At 65.0% G+C, this 4,997-nt stretch carries 1 protein-coding gene; it reads right to left on the bottom strand.

The window, feature by feature from the left end; all coding sequences use genetic code 11:
* Nucleotides 1-3 precede the first annotated feature (3 nt).
* Complete coding sequence (locus tag ACMTAK_RS43145) at nt 4-4,602, bottom strand: amino acid adenylation domain-containing protein (RefSeq protein WP_413811181.1); 4,599 nt, start codon at nt 4,600-4,602, stop codon at nt 4-6.
* Nucleotides 4,603-4,997 lie beyond the last annotated feature (395 nt).

Genomic DNA, 4,997 nt, shown 5'->3' on the forward strand with positions numbered 1-4,997 from the left:
GCGCTATCTCCTTGCGTGGCCGTTTGCTGCGTATGCCTTGGATACGCGTACGGAGGGGGTGGCAGAGACAACGTGCAACGTCGACTCGACCGAGGAAAGAAGACTCTGAATCCTCGCTGGGTCGAACAGGGATCCGTCGAATACGACAGTGCCGTGCAGGGCACTGTCATCGTCGAAGAGCCAGATGGCGAGTTCGCCGTTCCCGACCCCCAGCTCGGCCTCGGCCATCCCGAAGCGCTCACTGGTGACGCCAGGCAGGACGAGATCGGAGCTCAGCGAGCTGATCAGCTGGAACTGCACCAGTGGCGGCGGCAGTTCAGATGACGTGGCCTCTATCGCCGCATAGGGGAGGTCCTGATGCGCGTGGGCACCCAGGACCGCCGTCTGGACGCGTCGCAGGACCTCGCGGAACGTCGGATCGTCGGAGAGATCGACACGGAGGGCGGCAACCTTGGCGAAGAAGCCGATCAGGTGGTCGATCTCGGGCCGGCCACGATTCGCGAAAGGAGTCGCCACCAGAATGTCGTCCAGGCCTGACAACCCGGCTGCGGCCAGCGTGAAGGCTCCGAGCATGGTCTCGTAAAGGGTTACGCCCTCTGCCTGCGCGAGCCTCCGCGCTGCGGATGTCGCGTCCGGGGAAACCGTCCACTCGAGGGATTTCCCGATCGGATCCGCGAGCTTTCGCGGCCTGTCGGTAGGCAGTTCCAGTGCGACGGCGTCCTTGAGGTGCTCTCGCCAATAGGCCTCGTGTTCCTCGCGGGTGGTCCCGGACAGGGCCTCGTGCTCCCAGAGGGTGAAGTCCGAGTACGTCGTGCCGACTTCCGCCAGACTGGCGGCGGGACCGCCGGTCAACTCGGTGTACAGCATGGACAGTTCCTGTACCAGAACATCGAAGGACCAGCCGTCGCCCGCGATGTGGTGCAACATCAGGACAAGGATGTGGTCGTCTTGCTCCAGCCGCAGCAGAACCGCGCGGAGCAGAACACCGTCGCCCAGGTCGAAGGGCCGCTCAAGTTCGTTCTTGAGGATTTCTGCCGCCGCTGCTTCACGGTCGGTCGTGTCCTTTCCGGTCACCTCGATGAAATCGGCCCTCACCGGCGCGGGCTCGCGGACGATCTGCACGAAGCCGTCGCCGTCGTCGCGGAAGCCTGTTCGCAGTGGCTCGTGACGCGCGACGATCCGGGTCAGAGCGCTGTCGAGTACGCCGCGGTCGATCTCGCCGCGTAGCCGGAATCCGTACGGGCAGACGGGAAATGCTCCCAGGTCGAGCAGCGAATCACTGATCCTGAGCAGCTGCCGCTGGGCCAGCGAGATCGGCGCGGGCGTGGTCCGAGGCGCTGGCACGAGCGCGGGCACATCCCTCGACGGCATCGACCCGATGGCCTGGGCGAGCAAAGCGGGAGTCCGGGCGTCGAACAGCGTACGAAGCGGTAGCTCGCAGCCCAACTCGGCACGGATACGCGAGACGGCGCGGGAGGCGAGCAGCGAGTGGCCGCCGAGAGCGAAGAAGTCGTCGTGCACGCCGACGGTTTGCACCTTGAGCACGTCAGCGTAGATCCCGCACACCGTGGATTCGGTCGCGTTACGCGGGGAGATCGGCAAGGTGGGGGCCGGCGACCAGCTCTCCGGGGTGGGGAGCGCACGCCGGTCGGTCTTTCCGCTCGTCGTCAGCGGCAGCTTGTCCAGGACGATGAACGTGGACGGCACCATGTAAGAGGGAAGCCGCGCCTCGACATGACCGCGCAATTCGACGGCGAGGTCCCCGGCATCCGAGTGGGGTACCACGTAGGCGACCAGTCGTTTGTCGCCGCGGTTGTCTTCTCGGACGGTCACCGCGGCCCGAGTTATGGCCGCGTGTTCGGACAGGATCGTCTCGATTTCGCCGAGTTCGATCCGGATGCCCCGGATTTTGACCTGGTCGTCGATTCTCCCGAGAAACTCGAGATTTCCGTCCGGCAGCCGCCGGGCCAGGTCGCCGGAGAGGTACATCCTCGGCTCCGAGCCGGTACCTTCGGTGATGAATCGTTGCTGGGTCAGTTCGGGCCGGGCCAGGTAGCCGCGGGCGAGACCGATCCCCGATATGCAGACTTGCGCCGGTACGCCGTCGGGTACGGGACGAAGCGCGTCGTCGAGAAGGTGGATGCGTGTGTTGTCGATCGGCTTCCCGATAGGGGCTGTGGCCGGCCAGGCAGAGACATCCTCGGGAAGCGTGTAGCCCGTGACGAGCTGGCTCTCCGCCGGGCCATAGTGGTTGTGCACCCGCAGATGCGGGCGGTGCAGGCACACCTCTCGCAGCTTGCTGTCCAACACGAGTGCCTCGCCGCCCTGGCAGAGGTGGCGCAATGTCGACAGGCCGGTGCCGTGCGGGTCGACGTACTCGACCAGCGCGCGCAGCACCGTAGTGGGTGCGTAGATACGCGTGATACGGCTGTCGTCGATCCATTGTGCGAGCCGCGCGGGGTCCAGCCGTATGTCGTCGGGGGGAATGACAAGCGTGCCCCCGAGCAGCGCGGAGAAGATTTCCTGAACCGAGTAGTCGAAGGTCGCGGTGATGAACTGGGCGGTGCGACTGGCCGGCTCGCGACCCATCGTGCGTTCCTGCCACAACAGTAGGTTGACGACGCAGATGCCGGGCATGAGCACGGCCTTGGGACGGCCCGTGGAACCGGAGGTGTAAATCGCATAGGCCAGGCTGTTGCGGTCGGTCGTCACATCGGGCGCGCTTGCGGGCTGACCTTCGAGGCCGGGGTCGTCCGGGAGAATGATGTCGCGGACATCGGAGAATCGAGTCCGGTACGTCTCCTGTGCGATGACCGTGGATATGCTGGAATCGTCCAACACGAAACGGGTACGCTCGATGGGATGCTCGGGGTCGATGGGCACATAGGCCGCGCCGGCTTTGAGAATGCCGAGCATTCCCACGATCATATCGGCGCCTCGGTCGACGCAGAGACCGACGAGTTCGCCGGGGCGAACGCCTCTACGTCGCAGCAGATGCGCCATCCTATTGGCCCGCCCACCGAGTTCGGCATAGGTCAGTGTGACCCGTTCGTCGATGACAGCAATCGCGTCGGGGTTTCGTGCCGCCGCGTCCGCCAGCAATTCCGGCAGCGAATCGAACGGCAAAGCCCGGTCTGTTCGGTTCGATTCCACCGTCGGTAGATCGGTATCGACCTCCGGCACGAGTGAAATCTGCGAGATCGGATCGTCCGGGTTGTCGAGTACGCTGCGCAGGACGAGCGTGAACTGATCCAGCATGCGTTCTATACGAGGCGCGTCGAACAGCGCTCGGCTGTACCAGACCTCGCCCGTCAACCTGTCGCCGGCGGGATCCTCGTAGACATGAAACTCCAGGTCCATGCGGGTGAAGAACTGGTTCATATCGAAAGGCTCGGCCGCGACTCCCGGCAGCGAAAGCGTGCTCGACACCAGCGGCATGAGCTGGAAGAGCACCTGCACGACCGGGTTCGCCGACAGGTCGCGCTGCGGTGCGACCTTCTCGACGAGGAGGTCGAACGGCAGCTCGGCGTTGGCGAACGCGCCCATGGCGTTCGTACGGGTCCGCAGGAGAAGCTCGCGGAAGGTCGGATCGCCTGACAGATCGCCGCGCAGCACCACCGTGTTCACGAACATGCCGATCAGCCCCTCCACCTCCGCGTGATTGCGGTTGGCGATCGGGGTACCGACCAGGACGTCATCGGTGCGCGCGTAGCGGGACAGCACCACCTGGAAGGCGGCCAGCAGCGACATGAACAGCGTGGTGCCCGTCGACCGGCTCAGCTCCTTGGCCGCGGTCACCAATTCCGTCGGTGGGCACCATGCCACCGTGCCCGCGTCCGAACTGCCGACCGGCGGTCGCGGCCGATCGGCCGGCAACCCCAGCACCATCGGGGCATCCCGCAGGTTCTCCTGCCAGTAGTCCAGCCGCTTTTGCAGCTTGGCGCCCGACAACGCCTTGCGTTCCCACTGGGCGAAATCCGCGTACTGCGACGGGAGTGCGGGCAGATCGGCCTCCGCACCGCGAAGCAGCGCCGCGTACTGCGCCGAGAGTTCCATCCGCAGGATGGCCAGCGACCAGCCGTCGCCGGCGATGTGATGCACCGTGAGCGCCAGCACGTGGTCATCGTCGGCGAGCCGTACCAGCAACGCTCTCATCACAGGGCCGGCGTGCAGGTCGAATGGCTCGGCCGTCTCCCGCCGGACCAACGCTCTGGCGTGCTCCTCGTCCCGGGCGTCCAGTTCTCGCAGGCGCACGACATCCGCGGGCTGGATCCGCTGGAGCGGCTCGCCGTCCTCCGCGTCGAATACGGTCCGAAGCGCCTCGTGACGGCTTGCGACGAGACCGAGAGCGCGCTTGAGGACCATGGTGTCCAGGGCGCCCCGCAGCCGCTGCACGAGCGGCAGATTATAGGAATTGCTGTCGGGCGCGAGCTGCTGCATGAGCCACAGACGTTGCTGTGCGAAAGACGCCGGGAGTGGCCCGTTCCGATCCGCGCGACCGATGCCGTGCTCGTCAAGTCTGCGACGCTGACGCTGACGCTGCGTCCGCGAAACAGCGAAAGTTGGTTTAACAGGCCTTGGGCGGGGACTGTCGGAAGCCATTCACCTCTCCTGGAAAGGCGTTCATTATCTGCGGTCGGATACGGCCTTCCCAAACAAATCCGATGGACGGTTTCCGGGTCCTCCCCGTGACCTATGTGCACCTTCTTGTGGCGCGGCTGGACTCCGGCGTAATGGATGGCCCGAAGGGCCGAGCGTGTCTTGATCCAAGAAGACACCTCAGGTCGCAGTCCACGCAACCCCCTAGGCTTCCTGCCTGCTGAATCGTGCACCGAGCGGTGATCAACATAGGGGGTGGAGGGGTATGGAGAACTTCTCCGCGAGGCTGCTATCGTTCGGATGGGATTGTCGGTGGTGCATCGCTGGTGGCTGATTAGAGTCGGTTTAGAGTCGGTTTAGAGGTATCAGAACACCGTACTTTGCCGGAAGGTGTATTA

The sequence above is a fragment of the Streptomyces lacaronensis genome, assembly GCF_047337785.1.
GTDB classification, from domain to species: domain Bacteria; phylum Actinomycetota; class Actinomycetes; order Streptomycetales; family Streptomycetaceae; genus Streptomyces; species Streptomyces lycopersici.